Source organism: Salmonella sp. NW1250 (genome assembly GCF_051812965.1).
Taxonomy (GTDB): domain Bacteria; phylum Pseudomonadota; class Gammaproteobacteria; order Enterobacterales; family Enterobacteriaceae; genus Salmonella; species Salmonella enterica.
The window spans coordinates 1-604 of sequence record NZ_JAMNDD010000043.1; the positions used below are offsets into that span (position 1 = coordinate 1).

Consider the following 604-nt stretch of genomic DNA (forward strand, 5'->3'; position numbering starts at 1 on the left):
GAAGGTGGCCTGTGAGGGTTGCTGGAGGTATCAGAAGTGCGAATGCTGACATAAGTAACGATAAAGCGGGTGAAAAGCCCGCTCGCCGGAAGACCAAGGGTTCCTGTCCAACGTTAATCGGGGCAGGGTGAGTCGACCCCTAAGGCGAGGCCGAAAGGCGTAGTCGATGGGAAACGGGTTAATATTCCCGTACTTGGTGTTACTGCGAAGGGGGGACGGAGAAGGCTATGTTGGCCGGGCGACGGTTGTCCCGGTTTAAGCGTGTAGGTGTGTGTTCCAGGTAAATCCGGTTCACTTTAACACTGAGGCGTGACGACGAGGCACTACGGTGCTGAAGCAACAAATGCCCTGCTTCCAGGAAAAGCCTCTAAGCATCAGGTAACATCAAATCGTACCCCAAACCGACACAGGTGGTCAGGTAGAGAATACCAAGGCGCTTGAGAGAACTCGGGTGAAGGAACTAGGCAAAATGGTGCCGTAACTTCGGGAGAAGGCACGCTGACACGTAGGTGAAGTGATTTACTCATGGAGCTGAAGTCAGTCGAAGATACCAGCTGGCTGCAACTGTTTATTAAAAACACAGCACTGTGCAAACACGAAAGTG

The 604-nt window shown here is 52.5% G+C and carries 1 rRNA gene; it reads left to right on the top strand.

Annotated features, from left to right (window positions below):
- Positions 1 to 604 (top strand): 23S ribosomal RNA (locus NBA72_RS24145); the annotation flags it as partial.